This is a genomic window from Sphingobacterium sp. UT-1RO-CII-1 (assembly GCF_026711005.1).
Taxonomy (GTDB): Bacteria; Bacteroidota; Bacteroidia; order Sphingobacteriales; family Sphingobacteriaceae; genus Sphingobacterium.
Map to the genome: position 1 here is coordinate 330,144 of NZ_JAPPVJ010000001.1, position 17,832 is coordinate 347,975.

General features: G+C 39.7%; 16 protein-coding genes. 2 read left to right on the forward strand and 14 right to left on the reverse strand.

What is annotated here, in order from left to right; all coding sequences use genetic code 11:
* Nucleotides 1-6: 6 nt before the first annotated feature.
* From ruvA to dacB, 3 genes are all read right to left on the reverse strand, one after another.
* Nucleotides 7-591 (reverse strand): Holliday junction branch migration protein RuvA, encoded by a 585-nt coding sequence (gene ruvA, locus ORI89_RS01315; RefSeq protein ID WP_268228616.1) that lies wholly within the window; start codon nucleotides 589-591, stop codon nucleotides 7-9.
* Between the two features lie 75 nt (nucleotides 592-666).
* The gene (locus ORI89_RS01320) at nucleotides 667-2,940 is read right to left on the reverse strand and encodes an NADP-dependent malic enzyme (RefSeq protein ID WP_268228617.1); all 2,274 of its coding nucleotides are present in this window, start codon (nucleotides 2,938-2,940) and stop codon (nucleotides 667-669) included.
* Nucleotides 2,941-3,016: 76 nt separating this feature from the next.
* Nucleotides 3,017-4,402, reverse strand: coding sequence for a D-alanyl-D-alanine carboxypeptidase/D-alanyl-D-alanine endopeptidase (gene dacB / locus ORI89_RS01325; RefSeq protein ID WP_268228618.1), 1,386 nt, complete (start codon nucleotides 4,400-4,402; stop codon nucleotides 3,017-3,019).
* 190 nt (nucleotides 4,403-4,592) lie between these two features.
* On the opposite strand from dacB, the gene ORI89_RS01330 reads away from it, so the two are divergent.
* Nucleotides 4,593-6,371, forward strand: coding sequence for an aminopeptidase P family protein (locus tag ORI89_RS01330; RefSeq protein ID WP_268228619.1), 1,779 nt, complete (start codon nucleotides 4,593-4,595; stop codon nucleotides 6,369-6,371).
* A 99-nt stretch (nucleotides 6,372-6,470) separates the two neighbouring features.
* Here the strand turns inward: ORI89_RS01330 and ORI89_RS01335 are convergent, their stop codons facing one another.
* Both ORI89_RS01335 and ORI89_RS01340 read right to left on the reverse strand, forming a co-directional pair.
* Nucleotides 6,471-8,318, reverse strand: a complete 1,848-nt coding sequence (locus tag ORI89_RS01335; protein WP_268228620.1) for a glycoside hydrolase family 2 protein — start codon at nucleotides 8,316-8,318, stop codon at nucleotides 6,471-6,473.
* Between the two features lie 16 nt (nucleotides 8,319-8,334).
* Nucleotides 8,335-9,510 carry an aldose epimerase family protein gene (locus ORI89_RS01340; protein WP_268228621.1) on the reverse strand — a complete coding sequence of 392 codons (1,176 nt, stop codon included), beginning with the start codon at nucleotides 9,508-9,510 and terminating at the stop codon, nucleotides 8,335-8,337.
* A 331-nt stretch (nucleotides 9,511-9,841) separates the two neighbouring features.
* Between ORI89_RS01340 and ORI89_RS01345 the strand changes: the two genes are divergently transcribed.
* Nucleotides 9,842-10,333, forward strand: a complete 492-nt coding sequence (locus ORI89_RS01345; RefSeq protein ID WP_268228622.1) for a GAF domain-containing protein — start codon at nucleotides 9,842-9,844, stop codon at nucleotides 10,331-10,333.
* A gap of 2 nt (nucleotides 10,334-10,335) precedes the next feature.
* On the opposite strand, the gene ORI89_RS01350 is transcribed toward ORI89_RS01345, so the two are convergent.
* The 9 genes from ORI89_RS01350 to ORI89_RS01390 all read right to left on the reverse strand — a co-directional run bounded on the left by ORI89_RS01350 (nucleotide 10,336) and on the right by ORI89_RS01390 (nucleotide 17,826).
* Nucleotides 10,336-11,247 carry a WD40 repeat domain-containing protein gene (locus tag ORI89_RS01350; RefSeq protein ID WP_268228623.1) on the reverse strand — a complete coding sequence of 304 codons (912 nt, stop codon included), beginning with the start codon at nucleotides 11,245-11,247 and terminating at the stop codon, nucleotides 10,336-10,338.
* A 66-nt stretch (nucleotides 11,248-11,313) separates the two neighbouring features.
* Nucleotides 11,314-11,898: a bifunctional phosphoribosyl-AMP cyclohydrolase/phosphoribosyl-ATP diphosphatase HisIE gene (gene hisIE, locus ORI89_RS01355; RefSeq protein ID WP_268228624.1), complete on the reverse strand. Its 585-nt coding sequence runs from the start codon at nucleotides 11,896-11,898 to the stop codon at nucleotides 11,314-11,316.
* Nucleotides 11,899-11,933: 35 nt separating this feature from the next.
* Nucleotides 11,934-12,689: an imidazole glycerol phosphate synthase subunit HisF gene (gene hisF, locus ORI89_RS01360; protein ID WP_268228625.1), complete on the reverse strand. Its 756-nt coding sequence runs from the start codon at nucleotides 12,687-12,689 to the stop codon at nucleotides 11,934-11,936.
* A gap of 1 nt (nucleotide 12,690) precedes the next feature.
* Nucleotides 12,691-13,443, reverse strand: coding sequence for a 1-(5-phosphoribosyl)-5-[(5-phosphoribosylamino)methylideneamino]imidazole-4-carboxamide isomerase (locus ORI89_RS01365; RefSeq protein ID WP_268228626.1), 753 nt, complete (start codon nucleotides 13,441-13,443; stop codon nucleotides 12,691-12,693).
* A 57-nt stretch (nucleotides 13,444-13,500) separates the two neighbouring features.
* Entirely contained in the window at nucleotides 13,501-14,112 is a 612-nt protein-coding gene (gene hisH, locus ORI89_RS01370; RefSeq protein WP_268228627.1) for an imidazole glycerol phosphate synthase subunit HisH, read from the reverse strand.
* Between the two features lie 61 nt (nucleotides 14,113-14,173).
* On the reverse strand, nucleotides 14,174-15,313 hold the full coding sequence (gene hisB, locus ORI89_RS01375; protein WP_268228628.1) for a bifunctional histidinol-phosphatase/imidazoleglycerol-phosphate dehydratase HisB: 1,140 nt from the start codon (nucleotides 15,311-15,313) through the stop codon (nucleotides 14,174-14,176).
* 6 nt (nucleotides 15,314-15,319) lie between these two features.
* Entirely contained in the window at nucleotides 15,320-16,381 is a 1,062-nt protein-coding gene (hisC, locus tag ORI89_RS01380) for a histidinol-phosphate transaminase (RefSeq protein WP_268228629.1), read from the reverse strand.
* 153 nt (nucleotides 16,382-16,534) lie between these two features.
* Entirely contained in the window at nucleotides 16,535-17,449 is a 915-nt protein-coding gene (locus ORI89_RS01385; RefSeq protein WP_268228630.1) for a ribonuclease Z, read from the reverse strand.
* Complete coding sequence (locus ORI89_RS01390; RefSeq protein ID WP_268228631.1) at nucleotides 17,449-17,826, reverse strand: STAS domain-containing protein; 378 nt, start codon at nucleotides 17,824-17,826, stop codon at nucleotides 17,449-17,451. Before ORI89_RS01390 ends, ORI89_RS01385 begins: the two co-directional genes overlap by 1 nt.
* Nucleotides 17,827-17,832: the final 6 nt, after the last annotated feature.

A 17,832-nucleotide genomic window follows, 5' to 3' on the forward strand; every position in this document is an offset into this window, starting at 1 on the left:
TTAAACCTACAACCTCTTTAAGGCATCTTTTATAAGTTGCTCAACTGTCCTGTCCAAATTCTCAGCTATCAAAGTATTTAACACCTTATCTGCCTGCGCTTTTGAGAAGCCCAACATTAGTAAAGCAGACAAAGCTTCCTCAGGAACAGACTTTTTAGCAAGCGCCAAAGGGATCAACGCATCCGGCCCCTGCTTACGCAATTTATCCTGCAACTCCAGTACCAAACGCTGTGCAGACTTCGGCCCTATACCTTTAATTTGTTGTATTATTTTCAACTCTCCGTTAATGATGGCAGACTGTATTTCTTCAGGTGTGATTGAAGAAAGCATCATTCTTCCGGTGCTTGGCCCTATACCTGGTACAGATATCAAATGATTAAACATCTGACGCTCTGTTTCGGTCGCAAATCCATAAAGAGTCTGCGAATCTTCCCGTACCTGAAAAGACACATAAAGCTTACATTCCTCTTTATCTTTTATTTGGGCGAAAGTTGTAAGTGATATATGAATATGATACCCTATTCCTCCAACTTCTAAAATAACATGTGTTGGTGCTTTAAACACCAATTTACCATTAAAATACTCGTACACCTCAATCAACTTAAAAGCTGTTTCAGAAGTTGACTTATACTATAAGTCAACTTCTGAAACAGCTATATTTAAAAATTAAACAACCTTTTCGTGTTCTTGCACATCAACTACAGCGATAGTAACCATGTTTACGATTTCACGCACCGAACTATCCAGCTGTAAAACATGTACTGGCTTATTCATACCTAAAAGAATCGGGCCGATCGCCTCTGCATCCCCAATCTCCTGCAACATTTTATAAGCTATATTACCTGACTCTAAGTTCGGAAAAACCAAAGTATTAGCAGGCTGTCCATTTAATCTACTAAATGGAAAATTCGCTTTTAACAGCTCACTATTTAATGCAAAATTCGCTTGTATTTCACCATCTACAACTATATCCGGCGACTTCTCGTGTAAAATACCGACAGCTTCTCTCACTTTTGTAGCCACTTCACCATCACTAGAGCCAAAATTAGAATACGACAATAAAGCAATACGCGGTTTTATATTAAACCGTCTAACCGCAGTATCTAAAAGCACAGTAATTTCTGCCAATTCGCTAGCTGTTGGGTTTTCATTCACCGTAGTATCTCCAAAAAACACAGGTCCATTTGACGTCAACATCATATACATACCAGCAACACGACTACCTTTTTTAGCACCTATCACCTGTAGAGCTGGTTTTATCGTGCTTCCATAGTTTTTTGTTAAACCCGAAATCAAAGTATCAGCTTCACCAAATTGAACCATACTGGCCGCAAAATAATTTCTGTTTGTCATCAATTTTCGGGCGTCATTCTCCGAAATTCCCCTTCTCTGTCTTTTTGCATAAAGATGCTGTACAAAGTTATTAAACCTTGGCGTATCAACTTCTTCAAACGGGTCTATAATCTCTACATCTTTAAGATCAAACTCATACTCTGCGATCAACTCCTCTATCTTCTTTCTATTACCTAATAAAATCGGGAAGGCAATTTTTTCCTCCTTAACTATTTGTGCTGCACGTAGCGTTTTATAACTATCTGCCTCTGCAAAAACTACACGTTTCGGATTTTTCTTAGCTTTAGTTGTTAAGTTCCTTACAATACGATCATCCTTACCTAATCGTTTTCTCAGTTCGTCTTTATACACTTCCCAATCTCCAATTTCCTTACGTGCCACACCCGACTCTATTGCTGCCTTTGCAACCGCAACGGACACTTCAGTAATTAAACGAGGGTCTGTAGGCTTAGGAATAATATACTCAGCACCAAACTTCAGATTATTGGTATCATAAGCCTGATTAACCTCTTCCGGAACAGGTTGTTTCGCTAACGCAGCAATAGCTTTCACTGCCGCTATTTTCATTTCCTCATTAATACGCGTAGCTCTTACATCAAGCGCGCCTCTAAATATATAAGGGAATCCCAAAACATTATTCACCTGATTAGGGAAATCTGAACGTCCTGTTCCCATAATAACATCATCTCGAGTAGCTATGGCCAGGTCATAATCAATCTCCGGATTAGGGTTAGCCATTGCTAAAACAATAGGCTTTTCATTCATAGACAATAACATATCCGGCGTCAACACATTCGCTGCAGACAGACCAATAAACACATCCGCACCCTTTACTGCATCCTGTAGCGTGTGCAAATCAAGATCTGTAGCAAACTCCGCTTTCGTACGATCTAAATTATCACGATCCTTTCTGATAACCCCTTTACTATCCAACATCACAATATTTTCTTTCCTGACCCCTACCGACATATACATAGAAGTACAAGAAATTGCAGCTGCTCCTGCCCCATTAACGACCACCTTTAACTCGCCGATATCTTTACCGGTAAGTTCACAAGCATTAATCAAAGCCGCTCCCGAAATAATAGCCGTACCATGCTGGTCATCATGCATCACAGGAATATTCATTTCTTCCTTCAATCGACGTTCGATCTCAAAACATTCCGGAGCCTTAATATCCTCTAGATTTACTCCTCCGAAAGTCGGCTCCAAAGCCTTTACTATATTAACAAACTCGTCTACGTTTTTGGTATCCAACTCAATATCAAAAACATCGATATCTGCAAAAATTTTAAACAGCAATCCTTTCCCCTCCATTACAGGCTTACTAGCCTGTGCTCCAATATCTCCCAATCCCAATACTGCAGTACCATTACTGATTACAGCCACAAGATTTCCTTTAGACGTATATTTAAAAGCATCTTCAGCATTTTCCGCTATTGCCAAGCAAGGCTCTGCAACGCCTGGCGAATAAGCTAATGACAAATCTCGCTGTGAATTATGGGGTTTTGTAGGAACAACTTCAATTTTCCCCGGTCTTCCCATTGCATGGTAGTCCAGTGCATCCTTTTTTCTATTAATGCTCATTTAGTAGTTTATTAATTTTCTTGAAAAATATTCACAAATTTATAATTTCGACGGGAAACATACGAATTTCAAACCGTTATTTCATCGTATTCAACAACTTAAACATCTCTTGCCGCATGTTTGACGCTGTGCCGACATAATTATTAACTAATAGCGTAAAAGTCACTGCCTCACCCTTACTTGTCGTATGATATCCAGTATAACCCAACACTCCTCCTATTGTACCGCTTTTCATTGACATACCGTTTATAGTAGGTAAACTTTTATGAAATATCTCAAACCAGGGTCTACTTTGAGCATAATGCATAATACGTGACATAGCCAATGTAGTTATTCTATTTTGTGCTGTCAATCCCGACCCATCCAAAATACGCAGTTCACTAGTGGGTATTTTCAATTTTTGCTCCCAATACTTTGCAACCAACTCTCCTGACTCTCTCGTATCTGATTTGTTATGGCTTAATAAGCCAATAGTTTTAAGTAGAGCCTCGCCATATAAATTCACACTTTTTTGGTTGAACCAGTAAACAATCTCGTGCAAAGGTGGCGAATTATGCACATCTAAATCTTGACGGGCATGCACAATTTTCTCTCCCGTGTTCATTAACCTTTTTCCTGTTGTAGGCAAACTATCTACCCACACTTCATTACTTATCAGCGCTTGATGCAATTGGTGTGCTGCATCTAAGGCAGGATCAGGAACAGCTATTTCAATCGTTTTTTTCAAATCTCTACCCAAACTTCCTCGTAGATAAATAAGCTCCGTATATGGGGCAGAAAAAGCATAAACATTGTCACCAGCTCCCTGAGATGCTGTTGTTACTTCATTCACGATATGTGCATTGGCTACGTTTGGCACTAACTTTTCAATCGTAGCCGGTTGCCCTATACTCCAATGCCTAAAGACAACTCCCATTTTATTCTCTCGCCAATTTAAGCCCGACACACCTGCTCCATAATAATTTCCTAGATCTTCCCACGCCCAACCAGCAGGAGCCGTATTTCCTCCCCAGTGCAAATCATCTGCAATGATACGTCCATTAACCTGTTTAATACCTGCATTCTTAATCTTATACACCCATTTATTTAACAGCACTTCTTCCTTTGTGCTGGTATAACGATCAGAACCTAAGGTCGGGTCTCCTGTTCCTGTTAATATTATATCACCGTTCAACACGCCTAAACTATCAATATCTCCAGTATAACTTAATGTTGTTTTATACGTATAGTTAGCTCCCAATATATCCAAAGCCGTAATACTCGTAATAACCTTCAAGGTCGAAGCTGTAGACAAACCGATAGTACTATTTTTTTCAAAAAGGACCTGTCCTGTCTTCCCATCCAATACAGTCAGTGAAGCAATTCCGTTTGGCAATTTACCGCTCGATACAAACTGTTGAAAAGCGGTAGGCACTGATTCTTTCACACTCTGCCCATAAACCACCTGAACACTAAAAATCAAACAAATTAAATAGAATTTATAAAAGCTCTTAAACATCATAACAGTTACTTAATTTACAAACTTACATAAATTCACTTTTATACGTTCCCAAAACTATGCACTTTAAAATAATCTAAACTCCCACTTAACATTAAATAATAGGGAAGTCATTCTATAATTTTTTAACTTGCATCATTCTAATACAAATCTTATGACAAAACATGCAGATCGATTAAGTGCTTTACGATCAGAAATGAAATCTAAGGGTATTGATGCTTATATCATTCCATCATCTGACCCGCATATTAGCGAATACCTTCCTGAACGATTCAAATGTATATCCTGGCTTTCCGGCTTTACGGGTTCAGCAGGTACTTTAGCCATCACACAAGACTTTGCAGGCTTATGGGCAGATTCTCGCTACTTCGTACAAGGAGAAGAGCAATTAGCGGGCAGCGGATTTGATTTAGTAAAATTAAAAGTGCAAGGAGCCCCCGAATATGCACAATGGCTAGCCGGCAAACTACAACCGGGCGATAAAGTAGCTTTTGACGGTAATTTAGCATCCATTGCTGTTGCCAAGGCAATCCAGGACAACTTAGTACCATTAGGTATAAAAGTCGATGGCCACCAAGATCTCCTTCATGAGATATGGCCAGATCGTCCAGCACTTCCCCAGGCGAAGGCTTACCTTTTAAATGAAGATACTACAGGGCAATCAACTGTTGAAAAACTAAAATCAGTTAGAAAACATTTAGCAGAAAATAGAGCAGAGGCACATTTAGTCTCCTCTTTAGACGATTTAGCGTGGCTACTCAACATCCGAGGTAGCGACGTAAAGTGCAATCCTGTAGTTCTCGGCTTTTTACTGATAAACCAACAGGAAAACACCCTTTTCATTGATCAGTCAAAACTAAACGAAAAAGACAAAGCCTCTTTATTAGACTCTGGAGTCCGTATCAAACCTTATTCTGATGCATTATCTACTATAGAAGACCTTAAAAGCTCCAGTATTTTACTAGACCCTAAAAGAACATGTTTCGCTATGTATGATGCTATACCTGCATCAACAAAAATCGTCGAAGCGACTAATCCATCCACAAATCTCAAAGCGGTTAAGAACGAAACCGAGATCAATCATACACGAAATGTAATGGTCAAAGATGGTGTTGCTATGACGCGTTTTTTTAAATGGATAGAAGAAAACGTTTCATATGGAAACCTAAGCGAAATTAGTATTGCTGAAAAGCTCTATGAATTTCGGTCTGCCAACGAAGGTTTTGTAGATATCTCTTTTGATACAATTGCAGGTTATTTAGAACACGGTGCTCTGCCTCACTATAAAGCTACTGAAGAAAGTAACGCCACATTAAAACCTGAAGGCCTATTATTAGTAGACTCTGGCGGACAGTATCGCGATGGAACAACAGACATTACGCGCGTTGTTTCTTTAGGTAAAATAACAGATCAGGAACGGCAGGATTACACCATTGTCTTAAAAGGAATGATTGAAGGCTCGTTGGCTATATATCCTGTTGGAACACGTGGTTACCAAATTGATGCCATAACGAGACGTCCTATTTGGGAAACATTACGCAACTACGGTCACGGCACTGGTCATGGTGTTGGCTTTTTCTTAAATGTTCACGAAGGTCCGCATACGTTCAATCCCTCAAATGTAGATGTGCCCGTACAGGAAGGCATGATAAGCTCTATAGAACCTGGTTTATACCGCGAGGGTCAATATGGCATACGTATCGAAAACCTTGTATTGGCTCAAGCTCTGGAGTCCAACCAATTTGGTAGTTTTATGAATTTCGACACCTTAACAATCTGTTATATTGCCACTGATTTAGTAGACAGAAGTCTTTTGGATCAAAAGCATATCAACTGGCTCAACAGTTATAATGGCTGGGTACATTGGCAATTGGCTCCACATCTTACAAGTGAGGAGTCTGCTTGGTTACAGGAAAAAACTAAAGCAATCTAAAAAATTAATACATTCATAAAAAAGCTGTCGGTCCAATATCTATTTGTCCCGACAGCTTTAACTCTCCTAAGCAAATTCACTTTATAGCCAAAGGCTACTCTACTTAACCACTGTATTATAAAGCTTACTATGCAAGTCGGAAAGAGTGCTTTCGGGTATCTTCATTACTTTTCGGTCGTAAGTCATTAATCCGTTTGTCTCTATTTCTACATCCGTTGTCTGTGTATATACAGCAGCAGACAATCCTTTGGGTATAAGCCTTTGAAGATTATCAATCAGTTCACTATATCTTTTACGCAACTCTTCCTTATTCTTAAAAGATTGATAGCCCCAATTATCTTTCTGTTGCCAAGTATGCCCCTCAATCGGCAGACCTAAACCTCCGTATTCGCCAAGAGCTAAGACATAATCCTTTCCAAAAATATCAGGATCAGGCATAGCAGCATCAGGATAATTATGAATATCTAAAATATCCCCTACATAAGCAAAGTTTCCTCCACTTGCGCTATTCACTAATCTTGATGGGTCTTTAGCAATAGTCCATTCCGTAATTTCTTTGGTTTTAAATTGCCCCCAAGCTTCATTAAACGGCACCCACACAACAATACTTGGAAAGTTATGCAACTGTTCCATAATTGTATTCCATTCTTGACGAAAAATACGCTCAGATTCCTCACTTCTATCCTTATCATGTTTCCCTCCAGATATCTTACCTGGCATCATATCCCAAACATTTCCACCTAAGTCTCCGCTTGGCATATCCTGCCAAACCAATACTCCAATGCTATCACAGTGCCTATACCAACGGGCTGGTTCCACCTTAATATGCTTACGTATCATATTAAACCCCATCTCTTTCGTTTTCTCCACGTCATACTTCAAAGCGTCATCTGACGGTGCCGTATGCAATCCATCCGGCCACCACCCTTGATCTAAGGGGCCATAATGAAAAACAAATTTATCATTCAGCATCATTCTCTTTACGCCATGCTCATCAGCTTTAACAGCTATCTTTCTCATAGCGAAGTAACTCTTTACCTCATCGATCGTTTTACCTCCACGTTGTAGTTTCACCCTTAGATCATATAATTTAGGTGAATCTGGCGACCACAGCAGAGCATCTGACACCTGTAACGCCATCTGTGTTCCCACAATTCCGTTCGCTTCGGCAATTTTAGTATCCCCATCGTAAGCTTCCACCACTAACATATCTCCAGATTTAGCCCCCGCAACCTCGGCTTGAAAGCTCAACCTTTTATTATCCACATCCGGCGTTTGCTTTGTACTCACTATATACGTATCAGCCACCCCTTCCAACCAAACTGTCTGCCATATACCTGAAACAGGCGTATACCAAATTCCATGCGGATTATTTATCTGTTTGCCACGTGGCTGCGGCCCTTCACTCGTTGGGTCCCACACCCGAACGGCAATATCCTGCTTGTCTCCTTTTTTAAGGGCCTTCGTAATATCGAACGAAAACGCATTAAAACCACCCTCATGCCTACCTATCAATTGTTCATTGACATATACATCACATTGCCAGTCTACTGCTCCAAAATGTAGCAAAACCTTTCCTTTTCTTAACTTCTTATCAACAGTCAACTCTCGGTTATACCATAAAGCTTGCTTCTCCGTCAATCTTTTCCCCACACCAGACAAAGCCGACTCTATAGCAAAAGGTACTAATATCTCCCCTTCCCAGTTAGCCGGTATTGCAGTCTGCTCCTGTGCAGTGATAGTATATTTCCACAGCCCGTTCAAATTCTGCCAGTTACCCGATCTTTCCAGTTGCGGCCGGGGATACTCTGCATGCACATTCTTAACATCAACTTTTTCCCCCCATTCGGTTAAAAGTTTATCACCAACTGGTCTCCACTCCTGGGCCCCAACGTGCCCCCACAGCAACAAACCAATCGATAATAAGGTTAGTCCTTTTTTCATCATTTTACATTTATAAGTTTTACTTATTGTTATCTACTGAAAATCTATACACTGACTTTGTTGTATATTTATCTCCGGGATTTAATATCACGGAAGGAAAACTCTTTTGATTTGGAGAATCTGGGAAATGCTGTGGTTCAAGACATAGCCCTGTTCTAAAAGAATCGGTTTCACCACCCTTCAATGTAACCTTATCAGCCATAAAATTACCGCTATAAAATTGTAGCCCTGGCTCTTCCGTATACAGATCCATAATAATTCCCGACACATCGCCTTTTAAAGTAGCAGCATGCCTCAGCCCTCCATCCTTAGCCTCCTTCAAAACGAAATTATGATCATAGCCCCTACCATAACGCAACTGTTCATCATCAGCAGCAATATCACGTCCTATCGTTTTCATCTTCGTAAAATCAAACGCTGTATTTTTCACCGGCATTATTTCACCGGTAGGGATCAAAGTGCTGTCAACTGGGGTGAAACCTTCTGCATACAATTGCAGCTCATGATCTAAAATTGTTCCCTTTCCCTCTCCATTTAAATTGAAATAGGCATGGTTAGTCAAGTTTATTACTGTTTTTTTGTCTGTAGTAGCTTCATAACTTATCGTCAATGTATTATCCTCATCCAGCGTATACCTTACCTTCATTTCAATATTTCCAGGGAACCCCTCTTGCAAATGGGGCAGCAGATAGCTGAACAACACCCCCTGTTCATCCTGATGAACATCCCATATCGCAAAATGCACTCCCTTAAATCCTCCATGTAAAGTATTTGGTCCATTATTAACGACCGTACGATACTCCTTATCTTCCAAAGTAAAGCGTCCATTTGCAATCCTGTTTCCAAATGGTCCGACAATAGTCCCAAAAAACGGCTCTTCAGAATTATTATATGCCGATGCATTATCAAAACCCAGCACTACATCTGTTAAAGTATTATGCTTGTCGGGCACAACAAGCCCCACCAACCTAGCCCCGAAATTAGTAAGGTATGCTACGGATCCCTGTTTATTCGTCAACGTATAAAGTTTTACAGCCTGCCCATCTATTTCGGTTCCAAAACGTGCACTATCCAACTGCACGTATTGTTTCCTCGACTCCTCAACCTGCATTTTCTTTTCACCTTCACGAGGTGCTTGACATGACGAAGTACACAATAGCACTATCCACAACCCCACATAAAGTTTGTTTATCATATTTTTAGCATTTATAACATATCCCTCTATTTCAAATAGCAATCCATGCATAGCTATTATAAATATCGCTAGCTACATAACAGCTTCATAGCTCGCTTGTAGCTAATCGTTATTCTATAAAGTTATAACCTGTTTTACGTGAAGCACAGTAGGTTTACGTTGTTTATCACAATAAATTTAGTTAATAGACAACACTTTTCAAACACAAAACAACCAGATTATAAGAAAAACTTATCAAAGCACCCTTCCAGAAAGATGATAAAAAGTATACTTACACAAATTTTGATATGTGAAAGATGACCGCTAACTTCACGGTCAAAATTAAGTTGACATGGCAGAAGATTTAATCATAGCTCAAGGTAGCAAAGAAGAGCAATATCAGCTTCTATACGAACAGATCAAAGCTTTAATATCGGGCGAAACCAACAAAATCGCCAACATGGCAAATATTGCGGCAGCACTTAAAGAGCAATTCAACTTTTGGTGGGTAGGTTTCTATTTAGTAGAAAATAAAGAGCTTGTCCTGGGGCCATTTCAAGGTCCGGTTGCATGCACCCGCATTGGGTATGGCAAAGGCGTATGTGGCACAAGTTGGCAACAGCAAAAAACAATAATTGTCCCCGATGTAGAACTATTCCCTGGGCACATTGCGTGCAGTTCACTATCCAAGTCAGAAATTGTCGTCCCGCTCCTACAGGAAGGCTCCTGCATTGGCATACTTGACGTAGATAGCGAACATTTAAATCATTTCGATGAAACGGATGCTAAATATCTTCAGAAAATTTGTATGCTGCTATTAGAAACAAACTTTTTAGCCTCCTAGGTTTATGTGCGGATACTCACATTCCACACTTTAACCAATTTATCATCACCTGCAGTAACAAGTTTATCAGCTACCCAAACTGCTGAATTTATAGACAGATAATGACTGTCGTACCCACGCTCAATACTGACATTTTTAAGTAGGGACAAGCTACGACGGTCCCATATTTTAATCGACTTATCACGACTTACTGTCACAAAAACAGGAGCAATAGGGTGTGGTATAATACCATACACCGTAAACATATGTGGTGTTATTTCATTCAGCTCTTGCAGATCTTTATGTGCAAGCTGAAAAAGCTTAGCATCTCGGCCTCCCGAATACAAATAAGTATCTGTAGCCATCAGGGCTGTTACCGGTAAAGTATGCACCTTTTTTTTCGCAATTTCTTTATAATCGCTCAAGTCGTACAAATGAATATAACCGTTCTTATCACCAAATGCCACTTGATTCATTTTTACATTTGGTTCGATTACTCTTACCACGGTATCTGACACCTTAAAACGGTACAGTAGCTCAAATTTATCAAGAGACCACACGTAAGCGACCCCTTCCTCACCGATTGTAATCAATTCATTTTTTGCTATAACTGATTTAATCGCAAAAATTGCCCCTATATCCGTTTTAACTTTCTTAACAAGCTCTTGTTTATCAACATCCACAGCCCACAGCTCTCCGTTCCGCATACCGATCATTAAAAGCCCTGTTTCTCTCAATAAATGCAATGCATATACAGATGCAGGCACAGCACACAAAATCCGTTTAAACTGCCCATTCAACAGATCCCATTCCACCACCCCCTTATCATTGCCTGCTGTAAATACAGTATGCGGCTCTAAGCCCTCCTCTACTATATATATAGGGTTTTGGTGTCCTTTTAATGTTTGATGAAGTGAAATATCTACTGTATACATGATTATACTACGCTAATCACAAACATACATTAATTAATACAGCATAAAAAACATGCTTTCTTAAACTTACTGATGTCTACTTTCTAAATTTTTTGCAATAGTTTGCAGGTTCAAACCTTTCTCACGCAAAAGTACAATGAGGTGAAAAAGTAAATCAGAAGATTCGTCAATAAACTCTCTTTCTGTTTCCGCCAGTGCTGCAATCACAGTTTCTACAGCCTCTTCTCCTACTTTTTGCGCAATCTTATTAAGCCCTCTTTCACGCAACTTATTCACATAAGAAGCTTCGCTACGTTCGTCATAGCGTTGCTGTACAATACGTTCAAGCTGTAGCAAAAAATTCTGATTAAAGTCTGTATTAAAGCAACTTCTATTCCCTGTATGGCAGGTGGGGCCTGCTGGTTTTACTCTAATCAATACAGTATCCTTGTCACAATCTATGTGTGTTGAGCAAACGGCAAGAAAATTACCACTTTCTTCCCCCTTTGTCCATAACCTTCCTTTCGTTCGCGAATAAAAAGTAACCCTACCTTCCTCTACAGTTTTTTGCCATGCTTCTTCATTCATGTAGCCAAGCATAAGCACTTCTAATGTCTGTTCATCCTGTATAACAGCCGGGATCAAACCGTCGCCTTTTTTAAAATCTAACATGTGCTAATTTTTCTATTATGATATGTTTAGCTACTTTATGAACGAATCGCAATTCCTTCACGTTGCAACGTTTCTTTAAGTTCTGGGATCAGTATTTCTCCATAATGAAAAACTGAAGCTGCCAGTGCGGCATCAACATTAGCTTGTTGAAACACATCAACAAAATCCTGCTGTTTTCCTGCTCCGCCTGATGCAATCAATGGGATCTGTAAACTATCGTTAATCTTCTTCAAAAGCACATTGTCAAACCCTGCTTTCGTACCATCGTAATCCATCGACGTCAACAATATTTCTCCCGCTCCGCGCTCTTGCGCTTCTAACACCCAATTTTCTGTTTCTATCGTTGTTTTAATATTACCACCGCTTAAATACACGAAATTCTGTCCATCGCTAGCTCTTGTGTCCACTGCGACTACAACAAATTGTTTTCCAAACGCTTTCGCTAGCTCATCTATCAACTCCGGGTTGCGCACCGCAGCCGAATTGATAGATACTTTATCAGCGCCCGCATTCAGCAACAATTCGGCATCTTTTACCGCATTAATACCACCTCCTATTGTAAAAGGAATATTAATTTGCTGGGCTACAGCTTTCACTAGATCTAGTGTTGTTTTCCTGTTTTCCTGTGTTGCTGCAATATCCAAAAAAACCAATTCATCAGCCCCCTGTCTTGAATATTGCCAAGCAAGCTCAACTGGATCTCCTGCATCGCGTAAATCTACAAAATTCACACCTTTTACCGTTCTGCCATCTTTTACATCTAGGCAAGGAATAATACGTTTTGCCAGCATCTTAGAATTTAATCAGGGATTTTAAATTCCAGTCTTTTATCTCTTCTATACTTATTCTATTTTCATAGATAGCTTTCCCCACTACGCAAGATTCCATTCTTCCCAACTTATGAAGCTCTTCAATATCTGCCATAGAGCTTATTCCGCCCGAGCCTATCAGTTTAATGATTGGCGAATGATCTAACAATTTTTTGTATAACTCTACGCCTGCTCCTCCCAACTTACCATCTTTACTGATATCTGTACATAAGAAGCGGAAAAAACCTAAAGCCAAACATTTGTCAATATATTCAATCAATTTAATCGGGGAGCTTTCCAACCACCCTGAATACTTAATCACTTCATCCAGCACATCAATCGCTATCACAATATGATCGGCATATTTAACTCGCCCCTCATTTAACGAGCTAAGCTCCTCCAAAAAGTCAGGGTTAGTAATCGCCTGCGTACCTACAATTACACGTTCAACTCCTGCATCAACCAATTCTTTTACTTTATCAATACTACGCACCCCGCCACCATACTGAACCTTCATTTCTGTCTTACGGATGATTTCAAAAAGATACTCTTGGTTTACAAAGTCACCTTTTGCACCATTTAGATCAATAATATGAACGATTTCCGTACCATTAGCATGATATTTTTCGATCTGCTCCTCCAAACTTATATCGTAAGTCGTCACATCATCGTAGTTGCCTTCTCTCAAACGGACAACCTTCTTATCTAAAACATCTATTGCTGGAATTATATACATAATAAAAAAACTTAATAATCATTAAACTAACTGTGTCTAACTACTAAAAAAGCAGTTCTACACCAACTCTTCACCGTATTGCCAATGGGCAAAATTATGTAATAGCGACTCACCCAACACACCAGATTTTTCTGGGTGAAACTGTACCGCGACAAAATTATCCTTCCCTATTGCGGCTGAAAACTCTAAACCATACTGGCAACTCGCTACGGTATACAAGTCGCTCTGTTCTAAAAAGTAAGAATGCACAAAATAAAAATAACTCTTATCTGGGACATCTTTAAAAATTGGATGGCTATTTTTTATACACACTGTATTCCACCCCATATGAGGCACTTTTTCTTTTATCCGTTTTTCAAAGTGTAACGTTTTTAAAGGCATCAGCCCCAATAAATCCACATCTCCTTCTTCCGAATATATACTAAGCAACTGCATGCCTACACAAATCCCTAGCACAGGCTTCTTCGTTTGTTTTATCTTATCTACAAAACCCGAATTGTGCAATCGTTGAATAGCAGTTCCTGCATGCCCTACCCCCGGAATAATAAAACGGTCGTAAAGCTCAAAGTCTGAAAGCTCATTCACTAAGCCATATGCTACACCCACACGTTTTAATGCAGCTGTTAAAGAAAAAATATTCCCCGCTCCATAATTTATTATTCCTATCATACCCTAAGTATATTCTTTATAAGAAAGAGTTTTTGCGTCTCTTTGCGAATTTACCGCACCACTATAACAAACCTTTTGTGCTCGGCAATTGCATATTATCGGCATCGCGCCTTACTGCTTTTTTAATCGATTTGGCGAAAGCTTTAAAAATTGCTTCAATCTTATGATGTTCATTTTCACCTTCAGCCTTGATATTCAGATTAGAGCGAGAACCGTCTGAAAACGATTTAAAAAAGTGATAAAACATTTCTGTTGGCATATCACCTATCTTTTCTCTTTTAAACTCGGCATCCCACACAATCCAATTGCGTCCACCAAAATCCAAAGCTACCTGCGCCAGACAGTCGTCCATAGGCAAAGTAAAAGCATAACGTTCTATCCCTCTTTTATCCCCTAACACTTTTGCAAATATCTCACCTAGCGCAATACCTGTATCCTCAATAGTGTGGTGTTCGTCGATATGTAAATCGCCCTTCGTATGCACCGTTAAATCCAAGGCGCCGTGTCTCGCAATCTGATCCAGCATATGGTCAAAAAACGGTAATCCTGTACTAATATCTGCCTTACCCGATCCATCTAAGTTAAGCTTGATATAAATATCGGTTTCATTTGTTTTACGCTTATACTCACCTGTTCGGCTGCCTAGTTTCAAAAATTCATATACCGCCTTCCAATCAGTAGTCTCAAGCGCAACAACATCATCATTAATAGCTATGCTTTCTGTCTTTCCCAATTCATCATTACTACGGAGCCATATCGCTTTTGCACCCAAATTTTCTGCCAGTTTAACGTCATTCGGACGATCCCCTATTACAAAGGAATTAGCAAGATCATATACACTAGCGTCAAAATATTCTGTTAGCATACCTGTCCCCGGCTTGCGGGTTTCTGCATTTTCATGCGGAAAAGTAGGGTCAATGTGTTGCTTTACAAAATGCACACCCTCTCCTGCAAAAACATCCAACATCAAATTATGAACCGGCCAAAAATTTTCTTCCGGATGCGAATCCGTACCTAACCCATCTTGATTAGACACTAAAACCAGTTCAAAATCCAACTCTTTAGCAATCCTTGGCAAATACTGTAATGCTCCTGGATAAAATTTCAACTTTTCAAACGAGTCAATCTGTTCGTCTTCCGGCTCCAATATCAATGTTCCGTCACGATCTATAAACAACAGTTTCTTTATAGCTTTAGGCATTTATTTTTAAGCGTTATAATATGAATAAATAGTTTCGAGAAGGGTTATATTTTCTTCTGGTGTTCCCACTGTAAGGCGTAAACAGCCTTCACAGAGTTCCACCTTCGAGCGGTCACGGACAATAATCCCTTTACTCACTAAAAAATTATATAATAATCGAGGCTCTTCGAGTTTAACCAAAATAAAATTCGCATCCGAAGGTGTCACATGATACACCTGCTCTATTTGCATTAAAGCCTGTGATAACTTCTCCCGTTCTGCGACGATCAATTTAATCCACTCATTCACCTGCTCCACATTTTCCAATGCTTCCAACACAATATTTTGTGTGGCTTGGTTAATATTATAGGGTGGTTTTATTTTATTAAAAACAGCAATAATATCTTGACTTGCGAAAGCCATTCCCATCCTTAGAGCAGCTAAACCCCAAGCTTTTGACAGGGTCTGCAAAACCACTAGGTTAGGAAATTCGGCAAGTTCTTTTGTAAAAGAAGGTTGCTTGGCATAATTAATATAAGCTTCATCAACAACCACAAGGCCTTTAAAGTTTACCAATAGAGTTTCTATATCTTGGCGGTTGATACTGTTGCCTGTAGGATTATTCGGAGAGCATACAAAAATCATTTTTGTATATTTATCAATAGCATTTGCTATACCATCTAAATCCAGCTGATACTCTGGTGTCAGATTAACTTTGCGCAACGTCACGTCATTAATATTAGCCGACACCTCATACATACCGTAAGTAGGCGGCACAACAATCACGTTATCTAGCCCCGGACGACAGAAAGCACGATACAACAAATCAATCGCCTCATCACTCCCATTTCCTAAAAATATGTTCGCTGCAGGCACGCCCTTGATATGTGCAAGTTTTTGCTTTACCCGATGTTGTAAAGGATCAGGATAACGGTTATAATTTTCACTGTGCGGAGATCCAAATGCATTTTCATTTGCATCTAATAATACGGAAGCCTCGCCCTTAAACTCATCTCTTGCAGACGAATAAGGCACTAAATTCCGGATATTATCTCTCAGCAATGAGTTTAGGCTAAAAGATTCGTTCATATCTAATTAATTACTTTCTGAGCTTTTCCCGAATGTCCGGGTCAATTCGTTTCACACCGATACAGCATCAATCCTACTCTTTTCACTAGTAAAAAAGCCGAATATTTGCTATTTTTCAATTCAGTTGGTAAATATGGTGAAAATTCCGCAATATCACGAGACTAAAAACCACTTCCCTTCTTCGGAAAGCATAGTATTTGGAAAAACGGCCTGTGCTTCCTCCAAAAGAGGTGTCAAATCTTTATACCGTGCAGAATAGTGTCCTAACAAAAGCTGCTTCGCTCCTACTTCTACAGCCACCTCTGCCGCTCCTTTTGCCGTAGTGTGATAGGTCTCTTTAGCCCGCTCTTCCATTTCCTGCAAAAAGGTCGACTCGTGGTAGAGCAAATCAGCCCCAGCTATTGCTTTAAAATAAGATTCATCTTTCAATGTATCCGAACAATAAACATAACTTCTAGGCTTAGGAGCAGGATATGTATAATCTATTGCTTTAAAAACAGTGCCATCAGGTGCTGTATAATCTATTCCCTTTTTCAGTAGTTTCCAATACGGCATAGGTATATTCGCTCCTTCAATACGTTCCTTCCTTAATGTTGCCGATCGGGCTCCTTCCTGAAAGCGAAAACCAGTACATGCAATACGATGCAACAATGGGAAGCTAATTACTTTCAGTGCCGGCGTATCAAGAATAATCTGTTCCTCTTTGGGGTTTGTTACGTGGAACACCAAGTTAAACCGTAATCTGGTGTCCGAATATTTAAATTGTATCTCGAGTATTTCCTGCAATGGTTCCGGGCCGTACAAATGCAGATCGGATTTTCTACCTACCAAATGTTGCGATGATATTAAGCCCACTAAACCCAAATAATGATCGCCGTGCAAGTGACTGATAAATATATGATTTATGCGGCTGCTTTTCACTCCATACCTAAAAAGCTGCATCTGCGTCCCTTCGCCACAATCAATCAAAAACAACTGTTCATTAAAATTCACCACTTGCGCAGTAGGGTGCCTACCATACATAGGTGTTGCCGAACTGTTTCCTAAAATCAGCACTTCAAACTTCATCAGGCTTGTTCCCCCCTGAGGTCTAGTCTAATTTCGTTTCCAAAGATCATATTCTCTGCAGCCTCAATATTATCTGCTGTTTTAAAATAACCTTCCATATTCGAGAGCTTAAGCAGCTCAAGTATACTTTTATTTAAACCTGTCAATATAAACAATCCTCCCGATGCCTTACATAAACGACGGGCTAACAACCCCACGCGCAAACCGGCTTCATTAGTCTCGTTCACATGCTGCAGATTCAACACAATATTTCGCTGTCCTCCGGTGTGTCTCAACATAAACTCACCTTTCAAGCTGGCAGCAGCTTTTCCATCTAATATGTCTGTAAGCGGCTCTATCACTACATAACGCTCATGCTTATCCACCGTAAACTTCATAAAAAT